The sequence below is a fragment of the Xanthomonas sp. NCPPB 1128 genome (assembly GCF_001043115.1).
Classification (GTDB): Bacteria; Pseudomonadota; Gammaproteobacteria; order Xanthomonadales; family Xanthomonadaceae; genus Xanthomonas_A.
The window spans coordinates 341,549-364,987 of record NZ_LFME01000001.1; the positions used below are offsets into that span (position 1 = coordinate 341,549).

Genomic DNA, 23,439 nt, shown 5'->3' on the forward strand with positions numbered 1-23,439 from the left:
TCAGTTCAGCGTCCCGGCGAAGGCGCGGGTGCGGTAATGGAACGCGACGACGCCGTCGCGCTGGTGCCGGTCGAACAGCGCGCGCAGCGCTTCCAGCATCGACGCATGGCGCGGGTGGCCGGGCAGCGGCGCGTAGGAGGACGAGAGCAGGCGTCCGCGCAGGGCCTCGAAGTCCATGCGCTGTTCGTTGGGGAACTGCGCGGTGCCGCGCAGGCCGGCACCGAACCAGCGCTGCATGGTGGCATCGTCGTGGTAGCGCTCGGCCACCGCGCTGTAGTCGGTGCCGTACTCCAGCAGCAACTGCTCGTAGCCTTCCAGGAACGGTGTGGCGTCGAGCAGGCGCGAGTTCCAGTACACCAGCGCAAGCCCGCCGGGACGCAGCACCCGCGCCCATTCGCGGCGCACCGCCTCCAGGTCGAACCAGTGGAAGGCCTGCGCGGCGCTGATCACATCGACGCTGGCGTCGGCCAGGGTGGTGGCCTCGGCGCTGCCGTCGATGGCGCGGAAGCCTGGCAGGTCCTGCAGCAGCGCCACCGCGGCCTCGCGCATCGCTGCGTTCGGCTCCACCGCCAGGGTCGGGTGCCCGGCCTGCAGGAACAGGCGCGTGGAGATGCCGGTGCCGGCGCCGATGTCGGCGACCAGCGCCACGCGCGCCACGCCCAGCTCGCCGTGCACCCAGTCCAGCAGCGCCGGCGGATAGCTGGGGCGGTAGCGCACGTAGTCGGCGACGCGGTCGCTGAAGCGCTCGCGCGGCGCGGCGGCGTCCCGGCTCACGACTGGGTGCTGGCGAACCAGGCCAGCCCGCCGAAGAACACCACGAAGGCCAGCACCGCCAGGACCGCCAGCACCACCGCGGTCCAGCCCAGGATCAGCCCGCCGACTGCCAGGCCATCGCCCTGGAAGCGCTGCGGCTGGCGGCGGATCTCCGCCCGGGCCAGGTGCCCGGTGACGATCGCGCCGAGGCTGCCCAGCACCGGCATCAGGGTCCAGCCGAGAATGCCGGCGACCAGGCTGACCACCGCCAGGGAATTGGTTTCGCGCACCTGACTCATCGCTGTCGCTCCTTGCACAAGGAAAGGGGGCGGCGGCCGCAGGGTGCGGACGCCGCACTCACCGCGTCACAGATCGAACTTGATGCCCTGCGCCAGCGGCAGCGAGTCGGAGTAGTTGATCGTGTTGGTCTGCCGGCGCATGTACACCTTCCACGCGTCCGAGCCGGACTCGCGGCCGCCGCCGGTGTCCTTCTCGCCGCCGAAGGCGCCGCCGATCTCGGCGCCGGAGGTGCCGATGTTGACGTTGGCGATGCCGCAGTCGCTGCCGGCCGCGGACAGGAACTTCTCCGCCGCCTTCAGGTTCTGGGTGAAGATCGACGAGGACAGTCCCTGCGGCACGCCGTTCTGCATGTCGATGGCCTCGTCCAGGGTGCTGTACTTCATCACGTACAGGATCGGGGCGAAGGTCTCGTGCTGGACGACCTCATCGCTGTTCTTCAGCCCGGTGACGATGGCCGGCAGCACGAAGTTGCCCGGACGGTCCAGCGCGGTGCCGCCGGTCTCGACGGTGCCGCCGGCGGCCTTGGCCTTGGCGATCGAGTCCAGGAACTGCTCGACCGCGCCGCGGCTGTTCAGCGGGCCCATCAGGTTGGCCGGGTCGGTGGGATCGCCGATCTTGCCTTCGACCTGCCTGTAGGCCTTGACCAGGGTCGCCAGCACGGTGTCGTAGATCGATTCGTGCACGATCAGCCGGCGCGTGGTGGTGCAGCGCTGGCCGGCGGTGCCGACCGCGCCGAACACGATGCCGGGCACCGCCAGTTTCAGGTCGGCGCTCTCGTCGAGGATGATGGCGTTGTTGCCGCCCAGTTCCAGCAGGCAGCGGCCCAGGCGGCGCGCGCACTTCTCGGCGACGTTGCGGCCGACCTGGGTGGAGCCGGTGAAGCTGATCAGCGGGATGCGGGTGTCCTCGACCAGGCGCTCGGACAGGGCCACGCCGGCGTCGTTGATCAGGAAGAAGATGTCCGGGAAGCCGGCGTCGCGCAGCGCCTCGTTGCAGATCTTCATCGATGCGATCGCGGTCAGCGGGGTCTTGTTGGACGGCTTCCAGATGCAGATGTCGCCGCAGATCGCCGCCAGGAACGCGTTCCAGCTCCACACCGCGACCGGGAAGTTGAACGCGCTGATGATGCCGACCAGGCCCAGCGGCTGGTACTGCTCGTACATGCGGTGGCCGGGGCGCTCCGAATGCAGGGTGTAGCCGTACAACATGCGGCTCTGGCCGACCGCGAAATCGGCGATGTCGATCATCTCCTGCACTTCGCCGTCGCCTTCCGGCTTGCTCTTGCCCATTTCCAGCGCGACCAGCGAACCCAGCGCGTCCTTGTGCTTGCGCAGCGCTTCGCCGCACAGGCGCACCGCTTCGCCGCGGCGCGGCGCCGGAGTGGTGCGCCAGACCTTGAACGCGGCCTGGGCGCGGGCCATCACCGTTTCGTAGTCCTGCTCGGTGGTGGCCTGCACCTCGGCGATGACGGCGTTGCTGGACGGGTTCAGCGGCTGCAGCACGCCGGCGCCGGTGGCGCTGGACCACTCGCCGTTGCCGAGGTAGGTGCCGGAGTTGGTGGCGGCAAGGCCGAGCGCCTTGAGCAGGTCAGCGGACATGGAATCTCCTGGGTTCGTTGCGACAGGGAAGGCGACCGCAGGCGGGGGACGCGGCGCGCGCAGCCGACAATTTTAGCAGACCGGACGCCGCCGGCCGCCGCCGCCGGCCTGAAGCGGCTGGCGAGCGCAAAAACGCACAGGCATCCCGCCGCGCGGCGCGGCTTGCATCGGGAAGCTAAGGGGGAGGCCACTGGCGACATGGCGGCCGCGGGCATGAACGAAGAATGGTGACCCCGGCGCGATTCGAACGCACGACCTGTCCCTTAGGAGGGGACCGCTCTATCCAGCTGAGCTACGGGGCCATTGGCCTGCCGGGGATTCTACGACGCTGAATCGCGCGTTGTCGCCCTGGCTTGCAATAACGTCCTCTACACCTTGTGCCGACGCGGCCTGAGCATCGCCCTGCGTAGGCTGCGTACGTCCGCTACTGCGGCGCGCGACGGCTCGCTCCGCGATCCCGCGTTGCCGCAGCGGCGACGGTCGATGGCGAAGTCATCCGCCACGTCCGCGACAAGCGCCCCGCCCGCCCACTGCGGCGGGGCGATCGCCGCCGCGCATCGGCGGTCCTGGTCGCCTTGGCGTGACCGCCGGCTAGTCGGCGCGCACGTGGCGATTTCCACCCCCTATGCGAAGCAGGAGTGACTCATGAACACCGCAATGAAGATGGTCTTGGTCGGTTCGATGATGGCAGCGCTGGCAGCGTGCAAGCGCGATGAGCAACCCACCACCGATCCGAATGCGGCCAACCCGCCCGCCGCCGCCGACGGCAGCCCGGCGGGCGGCAGCACCGCACCGGCCGGCAGCACCAGCGGTGATGCCAGCGGCACCGCCACGGGCACCACCGGCACCGATGCCAGCCAAGGCACGATGCAGGGGCAGGACGGCACCTCGCCGACCACGCCGCCGCCGACCAACCCGCAGGATCCCGCCAATCCGGATCCGCAGCAGCCGCCGCAGACGCCGCCGGCAGATCAGAAGCAGCAGTAAGGCTTGCGCAAGCGCGCGGCGCCACGGCGTCGCGCGCTTGGTTGCCAGGGTCTTCGCGCACATGCCGAGCGCGGCGTTTTTCGCGTAGGCGCAAGCGCCGCGATCCGGCGCAACGCTGGGTTTTCCGGCCTTTCGCGATAGTCACTTTTGCAACCGTTTTCTTCGGCCAGCAGGTCGATGCTGCGCTTGCACACGCGGCGCTTGACAGCGCCCCGGCGCATGATGTCCTCTTGCGTCCATGCCTCAGGTCCTTGCCCACACCGCCCTCTCGCTTTCGCGTTCGCCTCGGCACGCGGCGGCAGTGGCTGCGGGCATTACCACCGGTATTACCACCCTCACCATTCGCCCGGTGCGGCCCGTCGTCTTCGCCTGATCGTCGAACACCACGGCCCCGCACCCGGATCAGGATGCGGGGGAATCCCTCGGCCTGATGCGAGCGGGGCCTCCACTCCGAGGTCTCCCATGTCGCCCCCTGCTGTCGCCGCTTCGCTTGAATCCGCTGTAGATCCCGCGCTCGCCGCCGCCACTGTCGTGCACAAGTTCGGCGGCACCTCGGTGGCCGATGCCGAACGCTATCGCCATGTGGCGCAACTGCTGCTGGCGCGCCCGGAACGTCTCCAGGTCACCGTCGTCTCGGCGATGAAGGGCGTCACCGATGCCTTGATCGGCCTGGCCGAGCTCGCTGCGCGCGGCCACGGCGACTGGCGCGAGCGCTGGCACGAGACCCGCGCCCGCCATCGCGCCGCGGCGGTGGCCCTGCTCGGCGAGCATGCCGGCTCCACGGTGGAATGGCTGGACGCGCGCTTCGAACACTTGGCCGAGATCCTTGCCGCACTTGCGGTGATCGGCGAGTTGCCGCGCGAAGTGCTGGACCGCGTGCAGGGGCTGGGCGAGGTGTATTCGGCGCAGCTGCTCGGCGACCACCTGCGTGCGCTGGGCGAGGACTGCGCGGTGCTGGACGCGCGCGAGGTGCTGGTGGTCGACCGCGGCGAATTGGGCGTGGACGTGGACTGGTCCGCCAGCGCGCAGCGCCTGGCGCAATGGCGCGCGGAGCATCCGCAGCAACGCATCGTGGTCACCGGCTTCGTCGCCCGCGACCGCGCCGGCCGCATCACCACCCTCGGCCGCAACGGCAGCGACTACTCCGGCGCGATCTTCGCCGCGCTGTTCGACGCCGCCGAGCTGCACATCTGGACCGACGTCGACGGCGTGCTCTCGGCCGACCCGCGGGTGGTGCCCGAAGCGGTGCAACTGGAGACGCTCAGCTACGACGAGGCTTGCGAACTGGCGTACTTCGGCGCCAAGGTGGTGCACCCGCAGACCATGTCGCCGGCGATCGAGCGCGGCCTGCCGATCATCATCCGCAACACCTTCCAGCCCGAGCATCCGGGCACCCGCATCACCGCCAGCAGCGCCACCAGCGGGCCGATCAAGGGGCTGACGCTGAGCCCGGATCTGGCCGTGCTCAACCTCGAAGGCACCGGCCTGATCGGCGTGCCCGGCACCGCCGAGCGCGTGTTCGCCGCGCTGCGCAATGCGCGGGTGTCGGTGGTGATGATTTCGCAGGGCTCGTCCGAACATTCCATCTGCTGCGTGGTGCGGCAGAACGAGGCCGAGCGCGCCCGCGACGCGGTGCTCTCGGCCTTCGCCCACGAGCTGGTGGTGGGCCAGGTGCAGCGCGTGCAGCTGACCACCGGCATCAGCGTGCTGGCCGCGGTCGGCGACGGCATGGCCGGGCAGCCCGGCGTGGCCGCGCGCCTGTTCGAGTCGCTGGGCCGCGCCCAGGTCAACATCCTGGCGATCGCGCAGGGCTCGTCCGAGCGCAACATCTCGGTGGCCATCGACAGCGCGCATGCGACCAAGGCGCTGCGCGCCGCACATGCCGGCTTCTGGCTGTCGCCGCAGACCTTCTCGGTCGGCGTGATCGGGCCGGGCAACGTCGGCGCGGCGCTGCTGGACCAGTTGCGTGCGGCGCAGCCGCAGCTGCTGGCCAAGGCCAACCTCGACCTGCGCCTGCGCGCGGTGGCCTCGCGCAGCACGATGCGCCTGGAGCCGCGTGCCTTCGCCGGCGACTGGCGGCAGGCGCTGGCGGCCGGACAGCAGCCGACCGATCTGGACGCGTTCACTGCGCACCTGTTGTCGGCGCATCTGCCGCATGCGGTGATCATCGACTGCAGCGGCAGCGCCGACGTCGCCGACCGCTACGCCGGCTGGCTGGCCGCCGGCATCCATGTGGTGACCCCGAACAAGCAGGCCGGCGCCGGGCCGTTGCCGCGCTTCCACGCCATCCGCGCCGCGGCCGCCGCCAGCGGCGCGCGCTTCCGCTACGAGGCCACGGTCGGCGCCGGCCTGCCGGTGATCACCACCTTGCGCGACCTGGTCGATACCGGCGACGCCGTCACCGCGATCGAAGGCATCTTCTCCGGCACCCTGGCCTGGTTGTTCAACAAGTACGACGGCAGCGTGCCGTTCGCGCAACTGGTCGCCGAGGCGCGCGGCATGGGCTACACCGAACCGGACCCGCGCGACGACCTGTCCGGTACCGACGTGGCGCGCAAGCTGGTGATCCTGGCGCGCGAGGCCGGGCACGAACTGAGCCTGGAGGACGTGGCGGTGGAAAGCCTGGTGCCGGAAGCGCTGCGCCAGGCCAGCGTGGACGATTTCATGGCGCGCCTGCACGAAGTCGATGCCGCCTTCGCGCAACGCCTGCAGGCGGCCAAGGCGCGCGGCTGCGTGCTGCGCTACGTGGCGCGGCTGGTGCCGGGGCATGCGCCCAGCGTCGGCCTGGTGGAGCTGCCGGCCGACCATGCCTTCGCCAACCTGCGCCTCACCGACAACGTGGTGCAGTTCACCACCCGCCGCTACTGCGCCAATCCTCTGGTGGTGCAGGGGCCGGGCGCTGGCCCGGAAGTGACCGCCGCCGGCGTGTTCGCCGACCTGCTGCGGGTGGCGGCGGGCGAGGGCGCGCGCCTGTGAGCCGGATGCAGACGCTGCCGGCCGCTGCTATCGGCACCGCCGCGCTGCCGGCGCAGGCACGTGCGTTCGCACCGGCCTCGGTGGCCAACGTGGCGGTGGGCTTCGACCTGCTGGGCTATGCAGTGGAGGGCGTCGGCGACACGGTGACGGTGCGCCGCATCGATGCGCCCGAGGTGCGCATCGTCGCGATCCGCGGCACCACCGTGGCCTTGCCGCTGGAGGCCGCGCGCAACACCGCCGGCGCCGCCCTGATGTCGCTGCGCGAGGCCTTGGCGCTGCCGTTCGGCTTCGAACTGGAGATCGACAAGGGCATCCCGCTCAGCTCCGGCATGGGCGGCTCGGCCGCGTCGTGCGTGGCCGCGCTGGTGGCGGCCAACGCCTTGCTCGAGGCGCCGCTGTCGCGCGATCAGCTGTATCGCTACGCGCTGGACGGCGAGGCGGTGGCCAGTGGCAGCCGCCATGGCGACAATCTCGGGCCGATGCTGCTCGGCGGGCTGGTGCTGTCGACCCTGGAGCGGATGGTGCCGGTACCGGTGCCGAGCGGCTGGCACAGCCTGCTGGTGCATCCGGACGCGACGTTGGAGACCCGCCACGCGCGCGCGGCGCTGGCCGGCGAGTACCGGCTTGGCGAGTTCGTGGCGCAGAGCGCGAACCTGGCATTGGTGCTGGCGGGCTGCCATGCCGGCGATGAGGCACTGGTACGCGCCGGCTTGCGCGACGTGCTGATCGAGCCACGGCGCGCGCCGCTGATTGTCGGCTTCGACGCGGCCAAGGCGGCGGCGCTGGCCGCGGGGGCGATGGGTGCGGGCATTTCCGGCGCCGGCCCGAGCGTATTCGCCTGGTTCGCCAGCCGTGCCGAGGCCGAGGCCGCGGCCCCGGCGGTCCAGGCGGCCTTCGCTGATGTCGGTTTTGGCAGCCAGCACTGGGTGTCGCCGTTGCAGTGTCCGGGCGCGACGTTGCTGTAGTGGAGTGTTGGCGCGGCGCGTCGACGCCTTTGTTGTTGTCGTTACTGCCGCTGCCGCTATTGTTGCTGTTGCTGTTGCTGATTTCGAATCTGCTTTTGCTTTTGCTGTCGCAGTAGCTGTTGTCGTTGCTGTTGCTCTGGTCGTTGCTCTTGTTGTTGCTGTTGCTGTTGCCGTACCGGGTTCCCTTCCGAAGCGGCGGCCATCGCGGGGAAACACCCGAAGGGCGGCGTACATGGATGTACGCCGTCCGCGGCAGGGGCAGGATGCCCCTTCCGCGGATCCCCGTGATGGACGCGGACCCGGAGCGCGCAGCGCGGAGGGCGCGAAGGCAGGGCGCGCTTGACCAGCCTTCGGCTGTGGTAAAGCGCTTCTTTTGGTTACCTTTTCTTTGCGCGAGCAAAGAAAAGTAACTCGCCCGCAAGGGCGAAAGCCGTTGCTGTTGTTGTTGCTTAAGACCATGTAGGAGCGGCTTCAGCCGCGACAGGTGCTCGTCCATCGGCTAGGTCGCGGTTGAAGCCGCTCCTACAAGTTCCGCTCGTCCGATAGGGAAAAAGCATCAGCAGCAACAGCTTTCGCCTGGCGGCGAGTCACTTTTCTTTGCTTGTGCAAAGAAAAGTAACCAAAAGAAAGCACACCCCGCAGCGCGCCCTCCGCGCTACGCGCTCCGGGTCCGCAGCCACGACGGGCATTTTTCGACGGCACATCCATGTGCCGGCGAAAAACGACGCGCATCCTGCGCGTCGCCCTTCGGGTACTCGCCCGCCGCGGCTGCCGCGCCGAGGGGGCCCCGGGTGAAGCAGAAGCGCAACAGCGAAAGCAACAGCAACAGCTAGAGCAACAGCCAAAGCAACAGCCAAAGCCGAGAATGCCAGTGCGACCGAATTCCCCTGCCACCGGAACCAACATGAACTTCATCTCCACCCGTCACGCCGCACCCCCCGTCTCGCTCAGCCAGGCCATCGCTGCCGGCCTCGCCCCCGATGGTGGCCTGTACGTGCCCGAGCGCATGCCCGCCGCCCGCGACCTGCGTGCCGGCGCCAGCCTCGCCGAGACCGCCGCGGAGCTGCTGGCGCCGTTCTTCGCCGGCGATGCACTGGCCACGGAACTGCCCGCGATCTGCGCCGAAGCCTTCGACTTTGCCGCACCGCTGCAGCCGCTGGCCACGCCCGGCGACCATGCGCTGGAGCTGTTCCACGGCCCGACCGCGGCGTTCAAGGACTTCGGCGCGCGCTTCCTGGCCGCCTGCCTGGCGCGGCTGCGGCGCGATGCGGCGACCCCGCTGACCATCCTGGTCGCCACCTCCGGCGATACCGGCGCCGCGGTCGCGGCGGCGTTCCATCGCCAGCCCGGATTGCGCGTGGTGGTGCTGTATCCGGACGGGCGCGTGTCGCCGCGCCAGGCGCATCAGCTGGGCTGCTTCGGCGACAACATCCATGCGCTGCGCGTGGCTGGCTCCTTCGACGACTGCCAGACGCTGGTCAAGCAGGCGCTGAACGACGCCGACCTGCAGGCGCAGGCACCGTTGAGTTCGGCCAACAGCATCAGCCTGGGGCGCCTGCTGCCGCAGATGAGCTACTACGCGCACGCAGCACTGCAGCACCATGCCGCGCATGCGCAGCCGCTGAATCTGGTGGTGCCCACCGGCAACCTGGGCAATGCGCTGGCCGCGATCCTGGCGCGTGCGCTGGGCGTGCCGCTGGGCCGGATCGTGCTGGCGACCAATGCCAACCGCGTGCTGCCGGACTTCTTCGCCGGCGCGGACTACGCGCCGCAGCCCAGCGTGGCGACCCTGGCCAATGCGATGGACGTCGGCGCGCCGAGCAACGTCGAGCGCCTGCGCTGGCTGTACCAGGGCGACGACGCCACCTTGCGCACCCAGTTCCAGGCGTACTCGGTGGACGATGCGCAGATCCGCCAGACCATCGGCGAGCGGTTCCGCCGCTACGGCGAGGTGCATTGCCCGCATACCGCCACCGCGCTGCACGTGCTGCAGCAACTGCGCGCCGAGGGCGCCGAGGCCGATGCCGGCGACTGGGCGGTGGCGGCGACCGCGCATCCGGCCAAGTTCGAAGGGGTGGTGGAGCCGCTGATCGGGCAGCCGGTGCCGGTGCCGCCGGCCCTGGCGGCGCTGCTGCAGCGGCCGGCGCAGGCCGAGCCGATCGCGCCGGACTACGCGGCCCTGCGCGCGCGCCTGCTCGCTGGTTGAGTGGGGCGCGGGCGGCGGCTGCGCACCTGCCGGCTCAATCGGTGGGCTGCAGCCGCTGCCAGGCGGCCAGGACGATGCCGCGCACCTGCAGCCAGTCCAGGCGCGAGCGCGGATGGTCGCGCAGGAACACGTCGCGCAGTTGCGCGACCACGTCCTCCACGCGCTGGCCGTGGTACTTGAGGTAGGCGTCGTAGGCCAGCTTGAGCGCCGGCTCGTAGTCGTGGAACGTGTAACCGGGCTGATGGAATGGGCTGTGTGCGAAATGCGCCTTCCAGAACTCCAGTTCGCGCTCGCGGTCAAGCATCACGCAGGCGCGCGAGGCGTGTTGCATCTCGATGGCGACGGCCATAGTGGCCCTCCGAGTGGTCCCCCCCACCGGCACCGCGGCGGCGCCGCAGGTGTCTTGCGCACGCAGTCTATGCCGCTCGGCCGCCGCCGCCGCGAAGGCCGGCTGAAGCGTTCAGAGGTGGCGCGGCGGCAGTGCTGCACGCGGCAGCAGACAGGCGATCGGTCGGCCGCCAGCGGGCACAACGCGGTTGTCCACACGCGATGTGGAGCGTTCCTCTGGAATCCTGTGGATAAGTGGCCGTGCGCCGCGTGGCGTCAGTGCCTGGGGTGGCGTGGCGAAAAAATCGCCACGCCGGTCCGCTCAGTCTTCGTCGGACGCCAGCCGATGCAGCGCGGCGAAGTCGCGGATCTCCACCACATGCAGTTGCGGCAGCGCGATCAGGCCTTGCTGGCGCAACTTGGTGAAGGTGCGGCTGACCGTCTCCATGGTCAGGCCGAGATGGTCGGCGATGTCGCCGCGGCCCATCGGCAGCACCACCTTGTTGCCGGCGTCGCCCTGGCGCGCGGCGCGGGCAGCGAGCTTGAGCAGGAAATCGGCCAGTTTCTCCGCCGGCTGCAGTCGCGCCAGCGACAGCGCCGCGTCCTGTGCCGCGTCCAGTTCCAGGCAGGCGCGCTGCAGCAGCTTGCGCTCCAGGTGCGGGAACTGGGTGCGCAACTGCTGCATCTGCGCCACCGACACCCGGCACACCCGGCTGTCGGCGATGGCTTCGATGTCGTGGCGGTGCCTGGCCGATTCGCTCAGGCCCACGTAGTCGCCGGGCAGCACGAAACCGGCCACCTGGCGACGGCCGTCGGCGAGGGTGCGGACCAGGCGCAGCGCACCGGCGGTGACGGTATAGACCGCCTGCCGCGCCTCGCCGGTACGCGCCAGGGTAGCGCCGGCGGAGTAGGTCAGCGAAGTGGTGACCCGCTCCAGCGCCTGCACCTCGTCGCAGGCCAGCGCCGAACAGATCGCCAGGTGGCGGACCGCGCAATGCAGGCATTCGTTGCCGTGCGGCGCGCGCGGGGCGGCCGGTTCGGCGTAGGGCAGGGCGAATCCGGAAGGAGGCCTGTTCATGGGCGTGGCAGCGGCTTCGGCACCGGCGAATGATACGCCGATGCGGCCGGGCGTGGCCGGTGCGGCTAGAATTGGCGTCCCGCTCGCCCCCGAATCGCAGGAGTTCCGCACGTGATCAAGCCCCGTACGCCGCCCGGCATCATGGAATTGCTGCCGCGCGAGCAGATCGCGTTCCAGCGCATGCTGGACGTCATCCGCCGCAACTACGAGCGGTTCGGGTTCCTGCCGGTGGAAACGCCGGTGTTCGAGTTGTCCGACGTACTGCTGACCAAGTCCGGCGGCGAGACCGAGCGCCAGGTGTACTTCGTGCAATCCACCGGCGCGCTGGCCAATGCCGCCGCCGAGGGCGGCGAGGGCGGGCTGCCGGAGCTGGCGCTGCGCTTCGACCTGACCGTGCCGCTGGCCCGCTACGTGGCCGAGCACGAGCACGAGCTGAGCTTCCCGTTCCGCCGCTACCAGATGCAGCGCGTGTACCGCGGCGAGCGCGCCCAGCGCGGCCGCTTCCGCGAGTTCTACCAGTGCGACATCGACGTGATCGGCAAGGACGCGCTGAGCATCCGCTACGACGCCGAGGTGCTGGCGGTGATCCACGCGGTGTTTGCCGAACTGGGCATCGGCGACTTCGCCGTGCAGTTGAACAACCGCAAGCTGATGCGCGGCTTCTTCGAGAGCCTGGGCGTGGCCGAGGGCGAGCGCCAGCTCGCGGTGCTGCGCGAGGTCGACAAGCTGGACAAGCGCGGCGCCGACTACGTGCGCGAGACGCTGGCCGGCGAAGGCTTCGGCATCCCGGCCGAGCAGGTGCAGCGCATCCTCGACTTCGTCGCGGTGCGCTCCAGCGGCCACGACGATGCGCTGGCACGGCTGCAGGCGCTGGAAGCCGATGCGGCGTCCAGTGCGATCCTGCGCGAGGGCGTGGCCGAGCTGCGCGAGGTGCTGGCCCTGGTCAAGGCGCTGGGCGTGCCGGAGACCGCGTACTGCCTCAACTTCTCCATCGCCCGCGGCCTGGACTACTACACCGGCACCGTCTACGAGACCCTGCTGACCGACTACCCGCAGATCGGCTCGATCTGTTCGGGCGGGCGCTACGAGGACCTGGCCAGCCACTACAGCAAGTCCAAGCTGCCCGGCGTGGGCATCTCCATCGGCTTGACCCGGCTGTTCTGGCAGCTGCGCGAGGCCGGGCTGATCGACGGCATCGCCTCCAGCAGCGTGCAGGCGATGGTGGCGCTGATGGACGAGGCCAAGCTGGACGACGCGCTGGACATCGCGCGGCGCCTGCGTGCCGGCGGCATCAACACCGAAGTGCAGATGGAGCCGAAGAAGATCGGCAAGCAGTTCCAGTACGCGGCCCGCGCCGGCATCCGCTTCGTGGTGCTGGCCGGCGACGACGAACTGGCGCGCGGCGTGGTCGCGGTCAAGGACCTGCTGCGCGAACAGCAGTTCGAGGTCGCCCGCGACGAACTGGCCAGTACCCTGCAGGTGGAACTGGAGCAGGCCAAGGTGATGGCCTGAGCCGGTCGCGGCGGCCGGCGTGCAGGTGATGTCGTAGGAGCGGCTTCAGCCGCGACGCATCACCGGGAACGCCTGTCGCGGCTGAAGCCGCTCCTACAGCAGGCCCGCATCCTGCAGCATTGCCTTCAGTGCCCTGCGCTGCGCACCAGCGTCCGCCGGCCAGCCCTGCAATTGCGCGACGACCTTGCCGTCGCGCACCACGAAGAACGTCGGCATGCGCCTTCGCGCGGCAGCAGCGGCCATTCCTCCACGTCGTAGAGCGGGTGCAGCGGCGTCTGCGGCTGCGCGCGGTTCCAGGCGCGCAGCGCGCCCATGTCCTCGCGGCCGGGCGGCAGCGTCAGCCACAGCGCATGGCGGCGAAACGCCGGCCCCAGCTCGGGATCGGCGGCGATGGCGCGTGCGGCGTCGGCGGCGAAATGGCAGCCGGCGGTGACCAGAATCTGCGGCGGCCGCAGATCGATCCGCTGCCGGCGCAGGGTGCGGCCATCGGCGTCCAGCGACCATAGCGTCGGCCCCTGTGCCGATGCGCCCAGGCGGTCGTCGAAGCGCAGCCACTGCGGCCAGTCGGCGCTGCCGCCATCGGCCAGCAGGTCTTGCGCTTCCTTCACGCGATGCGCCAGCAGCAGCGCGTTGCCGGCGGCATCCACCTGCTCGGCACTGGCCTGGCCACGGCGGCGCAGCTGCGCCAGTACCTGCAGTTGGGCATCCAGTCCCGCCGGGGTGGGGCGCAGCGCATAGGTGGCGACCACCGCCCGATACAGCAACTCCAGCGCGTCGTCGTCCAGCCGCGCGGTGGCGTCGCGGTCGGAGGCCTCGGGCAGGGCGCTGCGCAACGCGGGCCAGGGATCGCGCCCGCTATGGCCCATGCCGTCCAGGTTCCGGTTGTAGCGGTTGTAGCGGCGCTCCAGGTCGCCGATCCGGCCGGCGGGATCGCCAACGCGCGGCTGCGTCGCCCAACGCGGCAAAGTCTCCGCGTAGCGTTCGACCCCAAACAGGGCCAGTAATGCGCGGCCCTGTGCGCGGGTCAACTTCGGCAGGTCCTGCGTCGCGAATCCGCCCAGGCCGTTACGACCGAAGACGAGGCTATCCAGAAAGCGTTCGCGGGCGCCGGGCGTGAGCGCGTCCAGTGGCGTGCGCTGGTCGGCGTGGGCGCGCAGGTAGGTCTCGAGCTGGGCCCTGGAGCGGATCGGCAAGTCTTCCGCGGCGACCGCGCTGCCGCCGCTTGTCGCCATCTCGGCCGTAGGTGTCGGAGGCGGCGGTTGCGCCAGTGCGTGCGTCGCCAGGCACAGGGCGAGGCTGGCAAAACATGCATGGCGCATGCGGCGTTCCAGGGGCGGTGGTCGTGTTGCCGATCCTAGCGGTCGCCGGGTGGTCCTTCCAACTGTGCGAGCTGTAGCGTCCGCGAAGGCTCGGAGCGCGCCGCACAGGGTGGGGCGCCGGAACGGCCGGCAGGCGACCTGTCGGCTGAACGGTAGGACGGCACCACCCGGACGAACTTGACCTTGTAATAGCGTGCTATTACATTAGCGCAATGAAACAACGTCCCGCCCCCGCAGAAGACCGCGCCAGCGACGCCTCGTTCAAGGCGTTGGCGCGCACCCTGGCCCAGCTCGGCAAGCCGCAGGAAGTGGCGGCGTTCCTGCAGGACCTGTGCACGCCGGCTGAGCTGGAGGCGATGGCCGACCGCTGGCGGGTGGTACCGCTGCTGCTCAAGGGTGTGCCGTATCGCGAGATCCACGACCTGACCCAGGTCAGCGTCACCACCATTGGCCGTGTCGCACGGACCCTGGAATACGGCGCCGGCGGCTATGCCGCGGCGCTGCGCCGGCAGACGGCGCGCCCCTCCGATTCCCACTGAGATGTCCTGATGAGTGCTTCCCTGGCAGCACCGGCCCGCGACCGGCTGCGTATCGCGATCCAGAAGAGTGGCCGCCTGGCCGAGCCGGCCCGCGCGGTGCTGGCCGCCTGCGGGCTGAGCTGGCGCGAGAGCCGCGACAAGCTGTTCTGCTATGGCGAATCGTTGCCGGTGGACCTGTTGCTGGTCCGCGACGACGACATTCCCGGCCTGATCGCCGATGGCGTGTGCGACTTCGGCATCGTCGGCCGCAACGAACTCGAAGAGCAGGCCGGCGAGCGCCGTCGCAATGGCCTGCCCGAGGCGTATCGCGCCCTGCGCGGGCTCAACTTCGGGCAGTGCCGGCTGATGTTGGCGGTGCCGGACAGTTGGGAGTGGAGCGGCCCGCAGCAGGTGCAGGGACTGCGCATCGCCACCAGCTACCCGGCGGTGCTGGCCGACTGGCTGGACGCGCGTGGCATCGCCGCGCAGGTGGTGGAACTGTCCGGTTCGGTGGAGATCGCGCCGCGCCTGGGTACCGCCGACCTGATCTGCGATCTGGTCTCCAGCGGCGCCACCCTGGCCGCCAACCAGCTCAAGCCGGTGGAGACGCTGCTGGAGAGCGAGGCGGTGCTGGCCGGTCCGGTGCGCGAACCGGCCGACGCCCGCGCCGGCCTGGCGGCGATGCTGCTGCGCCGGCTCGACGGCGTGCTCAAGCTGCGCGACAGCAAGCTGCTGATGTTCCGCGCCGCGCGCGAGCGCGTCGCCGACCTGGCGCGGCTGCTGCCCGATGCCGAACCCCTGGTGCAACTGCCCAGCGACGCCGATGGCCCGCTGCAATTGCAGACCATGTGCCACGGTGCGATCACCTGGCAGCGCATGGAGGAACTGGAGCGCGCGGGCGCGCAGGGATTGATGGTGTTGACGGTGGAGCGGTCGCTGGCATGAATCGATTGGAATGGAGCGCGCTCGACGCGCAGGAGCGGACCCAGGCGCTGACCCGGCCGGTGCAGCGCGTCGCCGAGCAGACCCGCAACGCGGTGGCGCAGGTGTTGAACGCGGTGCACAACCGCGGCGACGTCGCCCTGCGCGAACTCACCGCGCGCTTCGACGGCGTGGTCCTGGACACCTTCGAAGTGAGCGCCGCCGAGTTCACCGCCGCCGAGGCGGCGGTGCCGGCGCCGTTGCGCGCAGCGATGGCCGAGGCGGCGGCGCGGATCGACACCTTCCACCGCGCCGGCATGGCGCAGCCGTACGCGGTCGAGACCGCGCCGGGCGTGGTCTGCGAGCGCGTGGTGCGGCCGATCGGCCGGGTCGGCCTGTACGTGCCGGCCGGCAGCGCACCGCTGCCGTCGACCGCATTGATGCTGTGCGTGCCGGCGGCGCTGGCCGGTTGCCGCGAAGTGGTGCTGTGCACACCGCCGCGCGCCGACGGCTCGGCCGATCCGGCGGTGCTGGTCGCCGCGACGTTGTGCGGGGTCGACCGGGTGTTCAAGCTCGGCGGCGCCCAGGCGATCGCGGCGATGGGCTTCGGCACCGAGTCCGTGCCGTCCTGCGACAAGCTGTTCGGCCCCGGCAACAGCTATGTCACCGAGGCCAAGCAGCAGGTGGCGCAGGCCGGCGCGGCGGCGATCGACATGCCGGCCGGTCCGTCCGAGGTGCTGGTGATCGCCGACGCCGGCGCCAACGCCGCCTTCGTTGCCGCCGACCTGTTGTCGCAGGCCGAGCACGGCCCGGATTCGCAGGTGCTGCTGCTGTCCGACAGCGCCGCGCTGATCGAGGCCGAGGAGAGCGAACTGGAGCGGCAGCTGGCGACGCTGCCGCGCGCAGCGATCGCCCGGCAGGCGCTGGCCGCGTCGCGGCTGATCCGCGTGGACACACTGGAAGACGCGTTCGCCATCAGCAACCGCTATGCGCCGGAACACCTGATCCTGGCGCTGCGCGCGCCGCGCGATTGGCTGGACCGGGTCGAGGCCGCCGGCTCGGTGTTCCTCGGCGACTACACCCCCGAGGCGCTGGGCGACTACTGCAGCGGCACCAACCACGTGCTGCCGACCAGCGGCGCCGCGCGTGCCTACAGCGGCGTGAGCGTGGCCAGCTTCCAGAATTTCGTCAGCGTGCAGAGCGCCAGCGCCGACGGCATCGCCACGATCGGCGGTTGCGCGGTGCTGATGGCACGTGCCGAGGGTCTGGACGCGCACGCCAATGCGGTGGCGCTGCGCATGGAGAAGGCGGCATGAGCGCGACCTCCGACGTGCGCGCCGTGTTGGCGCTGGTCCGCCCGGACCTGCGCGACTTCGCCGGCTACTCGTCCGCGCGCAGCAGTGCGCTGCAGGGCGAAGTCTGGCTCAACGCCAACGAATCGGCCTGGGCCAATGTCGCCGATGGCGACGCCGGCAATCGCCGCTATCCCGATCCGCAGCCGCCGTTGCTGCGCGCCGCACTGGCGCAGCTGTACGCCTGCACCCCGGAACAGCTGCTGCTCGGCCGCGGCAGCGACGAGGCGATCGATCTGTTGCTGCGCGCCCTGTGCGAGCCGGGCCGCGACGCCATCGTCATCACCCCGCCAGTGTTCGGCATGTACGCGGTGTGCGCGCGGCTGCAGAATGCACGCGTGGTCGAGGTGCCATTGCGCGATACGACCGAGGGGCTGCTCACCGACGTGGACGCGGTGGTGGAGGCTGCGCTGAGCCAGATGGCCAAGCTGGTGTTCCTGTGTTCGCCGGGCAATCCCGGCGGCGCGGCCATCGCGCTGGCCGACATCGATCGCGCCGCCGAGCGCCTGCAGGGCCGTGCGGTGCTGGTGGTGGACGAAGCCTATGGCGAGTTCTCCGACGAGGCATCGGCCACGACCTTGCTGGCGCGCCACGCCAACCTGGCGGTGCTGCGCACGCTGTCCAAGGCGCACGCGTTGGCGGCGGCGCGGATCGGCTGCGTGATCGCCGACCCGGCGCTGATCGCAGTGCTGCGGCGCTGCCAGGCCCCGTATCCGATTCCGGCGCCGTGCACGCAGTTGGCGCTGGCCGCGCTGCAGCCCGAACCGCTGCGGCAGACCGCGGCGCGGGTGCAGGAAGTGCGCGCCGAGCGCACGCGCATGCAGGCGGCGCTGGCGGCAATGCCGGGCGTGCGCCAGGTGTATCCGTCGCAGGGCAATTTCCTGCTGCTGCGCTTCGACGACGCCGAGGGCGCGTTCCAGGCGCTGCTGGCGGCCGGGGTGGTGGTGCGCGATCAGCGCGCCGCGCCGGGACTGGGCGATGCGCTGCGCATCACCCTGGGCACGCCGGCGCAGAACCAGCGCGTGCTCGGTGCGCTGCAGGCGTGGAGGGCGGCGGCATGACCCCAATCCTGTTCGTGGACCGCGACGGCACCCTGATCGAGGAGCCGGCCGACTTCCAGATTGACGCCTACGAGAAGCTGCGCTTCGTGCAGGGCGTGATCCCGGCGATGCTCAAGCTGCGCGATGCCGGCTACCAGTTCGTCATCGTCACCAACCAGGATGGCCTGGGCAGCGAGGCCTACCCGCAGGCCGCCTTCGACGGCCCCAACGACCTGATGCTGCAGATCTTTGCCAGCCAGGGCATCGTGTTCCGCGAAGTCCTGATCGACCGCAGCTGGCCGGCCGACAACGCGCCCACGCGCAAGCCCGGCATCGGCCTGATGCTGCCCTACCTGCAGGACCGCAGCATCGACTGGGCGCGCTCGGCGATGGTCGGCGACCGCGTCACCGACATCCAGTTCGCCGAGAACCTGCGCATCCGCGGCTTCCAGTTGCGCACCGCGCAGTTCGGCGGCGAGTGGGACTGGGCCGGCATCGCCCATGCACTGGCCGATGCGCCGCGGCGCGCGCGGGTGCAGCGCGACACCAAGGAAACCCGCATCGCGGTGGAACTCGACCTGGACTTGGCGCGCGATCCGCACTGCGCCACCGGCCTGCCGTTCTTCGACCACATGCTCGAGCAGATCGGCAAGCACGGCGGTTTCGCGCTGGACGTGCGCGCCGAGGGCGACCTGCATATCGACGAACACCACACCATCGAAGACACTGGCCTGGCCCTTGGGCAGGCGCTGCGCCAGGCGTTGGGCGACAAGCGCGGCATCGGCCGCTACGGCTTCACCCTGCCGATGGACGAGACCCTGGCCAGCGCGGCGCTGGATTTCAGCGGGCGTCCGTATTTCGTGTTCGAAGGCGAGTTCAAGCGCGAGCGGGTCGGCGACATGCCCACCGAGCTGGTGCCGCACTTCTTCCGCTCGCTGTGCGACGCGGCCGGGCTGAACCTGCATCTGAGCGTGCGTGGCGACAACGACCACCACAAGGTCGAGGCCTGCTTCAAGGCGCTGGCGCGTGCCCTGCGCCAGGCGCTGCGCCGCGAGGGCGCGGCGTTGCCGTCGACCAAGGGCGTGCTGTGAGCGGGCGCGTGCCGGCTGGCGGCGCGCAGCGGGACGGCGCCTGCGTGCGGAGGCCGCGATGAGCACGGTCGCGCTGATCGACGCCGGCGGCGCCAACCTCGGTTCGGTGCGCTATGCGCTGGAGCGGCTGGGCGTGGAGGCGCGGCTGGTCCGCGACGCGACCGGCCTGCAGGGCGCGGAGCGGGTGATCCTGCCTGGCGTCGGCGCCGCGCCGCATGCGATGGCGCGGCTGCGCGAGCAGGGGTTGGTGGAGCCGTTGCGCGCACTGCAAGTGCCGCTGCTCGGCATCTGCCTGGGCATGCAGTTGCTGTTCGAGCGCTCGGAGGAGGGCGATGTCGATTGCCTGGGCCTGCTGACCGGCGTGGTCCGGCGGATGCCGCCGGCGCTGGGCATCCGCGTGCCGCACATGGGCTGGAACCGACTGCTGCCGCTGCAGCCCTCGCCGCTGCTGGCGGGCGTGCCGGACGGCGCCAGCGCCTATTTCGTGCACGGCTATGCCGCGCCGGTCACCGCCGACACCGTCGCCGCCTGCGACCATGGCGGCCTGTTCACCGCGGTGGTGCAGCATGGCCGCCGCTGCGGCGCGCAATTCCATCCCGAGCGCTCGGCCGACACCGGCGCGCGCATCCTGCGCAACTTCCTCGAGACCGATTTCCCATGAGCTTCGTCGTCTATCCCGCCCTGGACATCCGCGACGGCCGCGTGGTGCGGCTGGCGCAGGGCGACTACGCCCGCGAGACCCACTACGGCGACGATCCGCTGCGCCGTGCGCAGGCCTTCGCCGAGGCCGGCGCGCAGTGGATGCACCTGGTCGACCTGGACGCGGCCCGTGCCGGCGGCTACACCCTGACGCCGCTGCTGCAGCGGATCCGCAGCGAGACCGGGCTGCAGGTGCAGACCGGTGGTGGCGTGCGCTCGCGCGCCGACGTGCAGCACCTGCTGGATGCCGGCGCCAGCCGCGTATTGATCGGCTCGCTGGCGGTGCGCGATCGCGACTCGGTGCTGGAATGGCTGGCCGAGTTCGGGCCCGACCGCATCACCGTCGCGCTGGACAGCCGCCAGGACGCGCACGGCGTGTGGCGCTTGCCGGTGCACGGCTGGACCGAGACCTCGTCGCTGAGCCTGGACGCGCTGGCCGGCGAGTACGCCGCGGCCGGGCTGGTCCACCTGCTGTGCACCGACATCGCCCGCGACGGCATGCTGTCCGGGCCGAACCTGGCGCTGTACGCGCACCTGCGCCAGCTCGCGCCGGCGTTGGCGGTGCAGGCCTCCGGCGGCATCCGCAACGCCGCCGACGTGCGCGGCGCGCGCGAGGCCGGCTGCGCCGGTGCCGTCCTCGGCAAGGCCTTGCTGGAAGGGCGGCTGCGCCTGGACGAGGCGCTGGCATGCTGAGCCGGCGCATCATCCCGTGCCTGGACGTGCGCGAGGGGCGCGTGGTCAAGGGCGTCAAGTTCCGCGACCACGTGGACATGGGCGACATCGCCGAACTGGCGCTGCGCTACCGCGACCAGGGCGCCGACGAACTGGTGTTCTACGACATCGGCGCCAGCCCGGAAGGGCGCTCGGTGGACTACGCCTGGGTCGAGAAGGTGGCGCGGTTGCTGGACATCCCGTTCTGCGTGGCCGGCGGCATCCGCGAAGTCGCCACCGCGCGCGCGGTGCTGCACGCCGGCGCCGACAAGATCTCGATCAATTCGCCGGCGCTGGAGCGGCCGGCGCTGATCGCCGAGCTGGCCGAGGCGTTCGGCGTGCAGTGCGTGGTGGTCGGTATCGATTCGATCCGCGAGGACGACGGCCAGTGGCGCGTGCGCCGCTTCACCGGCGACCCGAGCAAGACCCAGGCGCTGCGCATGCGCACCCTGGACTGGGTGGTGGAGGCGCAGCGCCTGGGTGCCGGCGAGATCGTGCTCAACTGCATGGACAGCGACGGCGTGCGCCGCGGCTACGACATCGCCCAACTGCACGAAGTGCGCGCCCTGTGCAAGGTGCCGTTGGTGGCCTCCGGCGGCGCCGGCGAAATGCAGCACTTCGCCGACGTGTTCGAGCGCGCCGACGTCGACGGCGCACTGGCCGCCAGCGTGTTCCACAGCGGCGCGATCGCCATTCCCGAACTCAAGCGCTTCCTGCGCCAACAACAGATCGAGGTGCGCGATGGCGCATGAACACTCCGACGACGCAAACGTCGCCGACGCGGCGCTGGATTGGGGCAAGGGCGACGGCCTGCTGCCGGTGGTCGTGCAGGACGCCGCGACCCTGCGCGTGTTGATGCTGGGCTACATGAATCAGGAGGCGCTGGCGGCCACGCGCCGCAGCGGCCAGGTCACCTTCTACAGCCGCAGCAAGCAGCGGCTGTGGACCAAGGGCGAAAGCTCCGGCCACGTCCTGGAGGTGGTGGCGATCGACACCGATTGCGACCGCGACACCCTGCTGGTGCTGGCGCATCCGAAGGGGCCGACCTGCCACCTCGGCCGCGACAGCTGCTTCCCGCAGGCACCGGGCCAGTTCCTTGGCGCGCTCGATCGCCTGGTCGCGCAACGCGAGCGCGAACGGCCGGCCGGCAGCTACACCACGCAGCTGTTCGAGAAAGGCACGCGGCGCATCGCGCAGAAGGTGGGCGAGGAGGGCGTGGAGACCGCGCTGGCCGGCGTCGCCCAGGGCGACGACGAACTGCTCGGCGAGTCCGCCGATCTGCTCTACCACCTGACCGTGCTGCTGCGCGCGCGCGGCCTGGGCCTGGCCGATGCGGTGGCGGTGCTGGAAGCGCGGCACCGCTGAGCCGACCCGACGCGGTCATCGCTGCGTCGGCATAGCTGGCTACAATCGGGGGTCCTCGGCTTCCCCGGATGTTCCGCATGTTGCGCACCGTCGTCCTCGCCTGCCTGTTGGCTGCCGCTGCTCCCGCCTTGGCGCAGACCACGACGATCAGCGGCAGCGTCTACCAGGAACGCGACAACGCCCCGGGCCGCGGCGCGGGCGATATCGGCATCGCCGGCGTGCAGGTCTCCGATGGCGTGCACATCGTCCGCACCGATGCGCAGGGTCGCTACCACCTGCAGGTGGAACCCGGCCGCACGGTGTTCGTGATCAAGCCCGACGGCTACAGCTTCGCCAGCGCCGGCAACGGGCTGCCGGACTACTGGCGGCACTACGCACCGGCCGGCTCGCCCAAGCTCAAGTACCCGGGCATCGCGCCGACCAGCGGTGCCACCGACCACTGGGATTTCGCGCTGCGCGCGCAACCTAAGGCCGACAGCACCGAGGTGCTGGTGTTCGCCGATACCCAGACCGCATCGATGACCGACGTCGGCTACTACGCCCGCGACATCGTCGAGCCGCTGCGCGGCAAGACCCATGCGCGCATCGGCACCACCCTGGGCGACGTGGTCAGCGACGACCTGTCGCTGTATCCGGCGCTGAATGCGGAAACCGCCAAGCTCGGCGTGCCGTGGTTCCACGTGCCCGGCAACCACGACCTCAACTTCGATGCGACCGACGACGTCGATTCGCTGTCGAGCTGGCGCGCGGTCTACGGCCCCGATACCTACGCGGTGGAAGAGGGCGGCGCCAGCTTCGTGTTCCTGGACGACGTGGTCTACCAGCCGACGCAGCAGCCCAAGTACATCGGCGGCCTGCGCGCGGACCAGTTCGCATTCCTGCAGGCCTACCTGGCCGGCGTGCCCAAGGACCGCCTGGTGGTGCTGGGCCTGCACATCCCGCTGTTCGACGCGGCGCCCGGCAAGGAGACCTTCCGGCATGTCGACCGGGCGCGGCTGTTCGCGCTGCTGCAGGCCTTCCCGCACGTGCTGGTGCTCAGCGGCCACAGCCACACCCAGCGTCACTACTACCACGGTGCCGACGAGGGCTGGCACGGCGCGCAGCCGTTGCACGAATACAACGTCGGCGCGGCCTGCGGCGCGTTCTGGTCCGGGGTCAAGGATGCAGAGGGCATTCCCGCCGCGACCATGGCCGACGGCACCCCGAACGGCTATGCGTTGCTGACCGTGCGCCGCGACGGCGACTATGCGCTGGCCTACCACGCCGCGCGAGCCGCCGACGACACGCAGATCGGCCTGCATGCGCCGAAGGTGTTGCGCCGCGGCGCCTATCCGGCCTGGGGCGTGTACGCGAACGTGTACATGGGCGAGGACGACAGTCGCGTCGAGTACCGCGTGGACGACGGCGCCTGGAAGCCGATGCAGCGCGTCGAACAGCCCGACCCGGCGCTGCTCGCCGAGAACGCGCGCGACGATGCCGCCGACGCGCTGCGCGGCTACGATCGGTCGCCGGAAGCGACTCCTTCGCAGCACCTGTGGCGCGGTGCCTTGCCGACCGACCTGAACGTGGGCGCGCACCGCATCGAGGTCCGCGCGTTCGACCGCTGGCGTGGCGAGCAGCACGCCAGCGGTCGCTACCGCTTGCAGGACGCCTCTCCCTGATCGCGGCACTGGCGTCGCGGCCTGGCGACACCAGCCCGATCGCGATCCAGGTTCTTTCGA

General features: G+C 70.8%; 21 protein-coding genes and 1 tRNA gene. 15 read left to right on the plus strand and 7 right to left on the minus strand.

Annotation, left to right across the window (positions count from 1 at the left end):
• From ACP93_RS01365 to ACP93_RS01380, 4 genes are all read right to left on the minus strand, one after another.
• Complete coding sequence (locus ACP93_RS01365) at window positions 1–774, minus strand: class I SAM-dependent methyltransferase (RefSeq protein ID WP_048489053.1); 774 nt, start codon at window positions 772–774, stop codon at window positions 1–3.
• Window positions 771–1,052 carry a DUF4190 domain-containing protein gene (locus tag ACP93_RS01370; protein WP_048489054.1) on the minus strand — a complete coding sequence of 94 codons (282 nt, stop codon included), beginning with the start codon at window positions 1,050–1,052 and terminating at the stop codon, window positions 771–773. The genes ACP93_RS01365 and ACP93_RS01370 overlap by 4 nt, the downstream gene beginning before the upstream one ends.
• Window positions 1,053–1,118: 66 nt before the next feature.
• Window positions 1,119–2,651: an L-piperidine-6-carboxylate dehydrogenase gene (locus tag ACP93_RS01375; RefSeq protein ID WP_048489055.1), complete on the minus strand. Its 1,533-nt coding sequence runs from the start codon at window positions 2,649–2,651 to the stop codon at window positions 1,119–1,121.
• 225 nt (window positions 2,652–2,876) lie between these two features.
• Window positions 2,877–2,953 (minus strand) — tRNA-Arg (locus tag ACP93_RS01380).
• Between the two features lie 343 nt (window positions 2,954–3,296).
• On the opposite strand from ACP93_RS01380, the gene ACP93_RS01385 reads away from it, so the two are divergent.
• The 4 genes from ACP93_RS01385 to thrC all read left to right on the plus strand — a co-directional run bounded on the left by ACP93_RS01385 (window position 3,297) and on the right by thrC (window position 9,785).
• Window positions 3,297–3,638: a hypothetical protein gene (locus ACP93_RS01385; RefSeq protein WP_228135925.1), complete on the plus strand. Its 342-nt coding sequence runs from the start codon at window positions 3,297–3,299 to the stop codon at window positions 3,636–3,638.
• Window positions 3,639–4,100: 462 nt separating this feature from the next.
• Window positions 4,101–6,614, plus strand: coding sequence for a bifunctional aspartate kinase/homoserine dehydrogenase I (gene thrA / locus ACP93_RS01390; protein ID WP_048489056.1), 2,514 nt, complete (start codon window positions 4,101–4,103; stop codon window positions 6,612–6,614).
• Between the two features lie 5 nt (window positions 6,615–6,619).
• Complete coding sequence (locus ACP93_RS01395) at window positions 6,620–7,579, plus strand: homoserine kinase (protein WP_082143337.1); 960 nt, start codon at window positions 6,620–6,622, stop codon at window positions 7,577–7,579.
• A 904-nt stretch (window positions 7,580–8,483) separates the two neighbouring features.
• Window positions 8,484–9,785, plus strand: coding sequence for a threonine synthase (thrC, locus tag ACP93_RS01405; RefSeq protein WP_048489058.1), 1,302 nt, complete (start codon window positions 8,484–8,486; stop codon window positions 9,783–9,785).
• A gap of 34 nt (window positions 9,786–9,819) precedes the next feature.
• Here the strand turns inward: thrC and ACP93_RS01410 are convergent, their stop codons facing one another.
• Both ACP93_RS01410 and ACP93_RS01415 read right to left on the minus strand, forming a co-directional pair.
• Entirely contained in the window at window positions 9,820–10,134 is a 315-nt protein-coding gene (locus tag ACP93_RS01410) for a hypothetical protein (protein WP_048489059.1), read from the minus strand.
• 300 nt (window positions 10,135–10,434) lie between these two features.
• The gene (locus ACP93_RS01415; protein WP_048489060.1) at window positions 10,435–11,190 is read right to left on the minus strand and encodes a Crp/Fnr family transcriptional regulator; all 756 of its coding nucleotides are present in this window, start codon (window positions 11,188–11,190) and stop codon (window positions 10,435–10,437) included.
• 111 nt (window positions 11,191–11,301) lie between these two features.
• Between ACP93_RS01415 and hisS the strand changes: the two genes are divergently transcribed.
• The gene (gene hisS / locus ACP93_RS01420; RefSeq protein WP_048489061.1) at window positions 11,302–12,702 is read left to right on the plus strand and encodes a histidine--tRNA ligase; all 1,401 of its coding nucleotides are present in this window, start codon (window positions 11,302–11,304) and stop codon (window positions 12,700–12,702) included.
• Between the two features lie 125 nt (window positions 12,703–12,827).
• Here hisS and ACP93_RS01425 read toward each other — a convergent pair whose 3' ends face one another.
• On the minus strand, window positions 12,828–14,021 hold the full coding sequence (locus tag ACP93_RS01425; RefSeq protein WP_228135926.1) for a hypothetical protein: 1,194 nt from the start codon (window positions 14,019–14,021) through the stop codon (window positions 12,828–12,830).
• Window positions 14,022–14,233: 212 nt separating this feature from the next.
• On the opposite strand from ACP93_RS01425, the gene ACP93_RS01430 reads away from it, so the two are divergent.
• From ACP93_RS01430 to ACP93_RS01475, 10 genes are all read left to right on the plus strand, one after another.
• On the plus strand, window positions 14,234–14,560 hold the full coding sequence (locus ACP93_RS01430; RefSeq protein ID WP_048489062.1) for a YerC/YecD family TrpR-related protein: 327 nt from the start codon (window positions 14,234–14,236) through the stop codon (window positions 14,558–14,560).
• A gap of 9 nt (window positions 14,561–14,569) precedes the next feature.
• Window positions 14,570–15,484, plus strand: coding sequence for an ATP phosphoribosyltransferase (gene hisG, locus ACP93_RS01435; RefSeq protein ID WP_048489063.1), 915 nt, complete (start codon window positions 14,570–14,572; stop codon window positions 15,482–15,484).
• Window positions 15,481–16,776 carry a histidinol dehydrogenase gene (gene hisD / locus ACP93_RS01440; RefSeq protein WP_048489064.1) on the plus strand — a complete coding sequence of 432 codons (1,296 nt, stop codon included), beginning with the start codon at window positions 15,481–15,483 and terminating at the stop codon, window positions 16,774–16,776. Before hisG ends, hisD begins: the two co-directional genes overlap by 4 nt.
• Window positions 16,773–17,873 carry a histidinol-phosphate transaminase gene (hisC, locus tag ACP93_RS01445; RefSeq protein ID WP_048489065.1) on the plus strand — a complete coding sequence of 367 codons (1,101 nt, stop codon included), beginning with the start codon at window positions 16,773–16,775 and terminating at the stop codon, window positions 17,871–17,873. The genes hisD and hisC overlap by 4 nt, the downstream gene beginning before the upstream one ends.
• The gene (gene hisB, locus ACP93_RS01450) at window positions 17,870–18,943 is read left to right on the plus strand and encodes a bifunctional histidinol-phosphatase/imidazoleglycerol-phosphate dehydratase HisB (RefSeq protein WP_048489154.1); all 1,074 of its coding nucleotides are present in this window, start codon (window positions 17,870–17,872) and stop codon (window positions 18,941–18,943) included. Before hisC ends, hisB begins: the two co-directional genes overlap by 4 nt.
• Window positions 18,944–19,001: 58 nt before the next feature.
• Entirely contained in the window at window positions 19,002–19,604 is a 603-nt protein-coding gene (gene hisH, locus ACP93_RS01455; protein ID WP_048489066.1) for an imidazole glycerol phosphate synthase subunit HisH, read from the plus strand.
• On the plus strand, window positions 19,601–20,335 hold the full coding sequence (gene hisA / locus ACP93_RS01460; protein ID WP_048489067.1) for a 1-(5-phosphoribosyl)-5-[(5-phosphoribosylamino)methylideneamino]imidazole-4-carboxamide isomerase: 735 nt from the start codon (window positions 19,601–19,603) through the stop codon (window positions 20,333–20,335). The genes hisH and hisA overlap by 4 nt, the downstream gene beginning before the upstream one ends.
• Entirely contained in the window at window positions 20,329–21,105 is a 777-nt protein-coding gene (gene hisF, locus ACP93_RS01465) for an imidazole glycerol phosphate synthase subunit HisF (RefSeq protein ID WP_048489068.1), read from the plus strand. Before hisA ends, hisF begins: the two co-directional genes overlap by 7 nt.
• Complete coding sequence (gene hisIE, locus ACP93_RS01470) at window positions 21,095–21,718, plus strand: bifunctional phosphoribosyl-AMP cyclohydrolase/phosphoribosyl-ATP diphosphatase HisIE (protein WP_048489069.1); 624 nt, start codon at window positions 21,095–21,097, stop codon at window positions 21,716–21,718. Before hisF ends, hisIE begins: the two co-directional genes overlap by 11 nt.
• 77 nt (window positions 21,719–21,795) lie before the next feature.
• Window positions 21,796–23,379 (plus strand): calcineurin-like phosphoesterase C-terminal domain-containing protein, encoded by a 1,584-nt coding sequence (locus ACP93_RS01475; protein WP_048489155.1) that lies wholly within the window; start codon window positions 21,796–21,798, stop codon window positions 23,377–23,379.
• Window positions 23,380–23,439 lie beyond the last annotated feature (60 nt).

Coding starts and splice junctions, on each gene's coding strand:
- ACP93_RS01370 (WP_048489054.1), bottom strand. CDS start 1,052: ATGAGTCAGGTGCGCGAAACCAATTCCCTGGCGGTGGTCAGCCTGGTC.
- ACP93_RS01375 (WP_048489055.1), bottom strand. CDS start 2,651: ATGTCCGCTGACCTGCTCAAGGCGCTCGGCCTTGCCGCCACCAACTCC.
- ACP93_RS01385 (WP_228135925.1), top strand. CDS start 3,297: ATGAACACCGCAATGAAGATGGTCTTGGTCGGTTCGATGATGGCAGCG.
- thrA (WP_048489056.1), top strand. CDS start 4,101: ATGTCGCCCCCTGCTGTCGCCGCTTCGCTTGAATCCGCTGTAGATCCC.
- ACP93_RS01395 (WP_082143337.1), top strand. CDS start 6,620: ATGCAGACGCTGCCGGCCGCTGCTATCGGCACCGCCGCGCTGCCGGCG.
- thrC (WP_048489058.1), top strand. CDS start 8,484: ATGAACTTCATCTCCACCCGTCACGCCGCACCCCCCGTCTCGCTCAGC.
- ACP93_RS01410 (WP_048489059.1), bottom strand. CDS start 10,134: ATGGCCGTCGCCATCGAGATGCAACACGCCTCGCGCGCCTGCGTGATG.
- ACP93_RS01415 (WP_048489060.1), bottom strand. CDS start 11,190: ATGAACAGGCCTCCTTCCGGATTCGCCCTGCCCTACGCCGAACCGGCC.
- ACP93_RS01425 (WP_228135926.1), bottom strand. CDS start 14,021: ATGCGCCATGCATGTTTTGCCAGCCTCGCCCTGTGCCTGGCGACGCAC.
- ACP93_RS01430 (WP_048489062.1), top strand. CDS start 14,234: ATGAAACAACGTCCCGCCCCCGCAGAAGACCGCGCCAGCGACGCCTCG.
- hisG (WP_048489063.1), top strand. CDS start 14,570: ATGAGTGCTTCCCTGGCAGCACCGGCCCGCGACCGGCTGCGTATCGCG.
- hisD (WP_048489064.1), top strand. CDS start 15,481: ATGAATCGATTGGAATGGAGCGCGCTCGACGCGCAGGAGCGGACCCAG.
- hisC (WP_048489065.1), top strand. CDS start 16,773: ATGAGCGCGACCTCCGACGTGCGCGCCGTGTTGGCGCTGGTCCGCCCG.
- hisB (WP_048489154.1), top strand. CDS start 17,870: ATGACCCCAATCCTGTTCGTGGACCGCGACGGCACCCTGATCGAGGAG.
- hisH (WP_048489066.1), top strand. CDS start 19,002: ATGAGCACGGTCGCGCTGATCGACGCCGGCGGCGCCAACCTCGGTTCG.
- hisA (WP_048489067.1), top strand. CDS start 19,601: ATGAGCTTCGTCGTCTATCCCGCCCTGGACATCCGCGACGGCCGCGTG.
- hisF (WP_048489068.1), top strand. CDS start 20,329: ATGCTGAGCCGGCGCATCATCCCGTGCCTGGACGTGCGCGAGGGGCGC.
- hisIE (WP_048489069.1), top strand. CDS start 21,095: ATGGCGCATGAACACTCCGACGACGCAAACGTCGCCGACGCGGCGCTG.
- ACP93_RS01475 (WP_048489155.1), top strand. CDS start 21,796: ATGTTGCGCACCGTCGTCCTCGCCTGCCTGTTGGCTGCCGCTGCTCCC.